This is a genomic window from Aliidiomarina maris, assembly GCF_003987335.1.
Classification (GTDB): Bacteria; Pseudomonadota; Gammaproteobacteria; order Enterobacterales; family Alteromonadaceae; genus Aliidiomarina; species Aliidiomarina maris.
Genome location: NZ_PIPK01000038.1, coordinates 1 through 1,040, shown reverse-complemented (window position 1 = coordinate 1,040; position 1,040 = coordinate 1). Strand labels below are relative to the sequence as shown.

The window sequence follows — 1,040 nt, the reverse complement described above, 5'->3', positions numbered from 1 at the left end:
GGTTATGTACGGGTCGCCGTACTTAATAAATTAACCCGCCTTGGCATGCCCGTGAGCGAAATGGTGCGTTAACCCCAGGTGGGAAAGGGGCAATTTTACCCTCGGTACGGATTTGATCAACAAGGCCGCTGCAACAAGAATATTGCTAGCTGGTGTTACACGAGTCATGGAAATTTCCTTAGATAGAATACATAAACAAACACAGATGTGCCGATGCGGTTGATGAACACCTACTGACTGCTTAATAAAATAGGTAAAACGCATCGCACAAGGTGCATAATGAAACATTACTATACCTATGTATAGTCGATCTTGGCATCAATCCCAGTATTACGACTAAAGTTTGCTCACGTTAGCGACATAAATTGGTGAGAATAGCACCACATAAATGAATAGGATGTTGGCTTTGTCGAATAACTGAGCATTCGAGCAGGTTTCATAGTGAAACTTGCAAAAAGTCCTTGTCATCGCCGCTGTCATCTCTATAATGCGCCTCACTTCAAACGGTTAGCCAGCAACGAGTTGCTAGTAAATTAAGTTTGAAAAAAGCCTTGACGGGATTAATGAAACCCTTAAAATGGCGCTCCCGGCTCGAGATGAGCGGGAAAGGTTTAAAACTCAGTGTTAACTGTCTGCTAACAAGTCAAATTGAACGCAGAAATTTGAAAAAAGAGTTGACGCTGAAAATGAGTTGTGTAGAATGCGCACCTCGCTTGAAGCGGACAACGCCAAGCAAAACGTTCTTTAACAATATATCAAAGCCAAGCAATCTGTGTGGGCACTTACATTGATTGAGCAACTTAAAAAGCTACCTAGGTAGCAGAGTCGGACGGCAAGCTTGTCTTGCAATAAGAATCAAAATGCTCATGAAATGCTGGTGACCAAACAAAGCGGTCTTTAATGACCAAATTGATTAAGAACCAACGATTCATTGAGCACTTGCATATCAAAATCTTTAATTGAAGAGTTTGATCATGGCTCAGATTGAACGCTGGCGGCAGGCCTAACACATGCAAGTCGAGCGGTAACATTTCTAGCTT

General features: G+C 42.3%; 1 rRNA gene. It reads left to right on the top strand.

Annotated elements, in window-relative coordinates:
• Positions 1-956: 956 nt before the first annotated feature.
• Positions 957-1,040, top strand: a 16S ribosomal RNA gene (locus tag CWE07_RS14250); the annotation flags it as partial.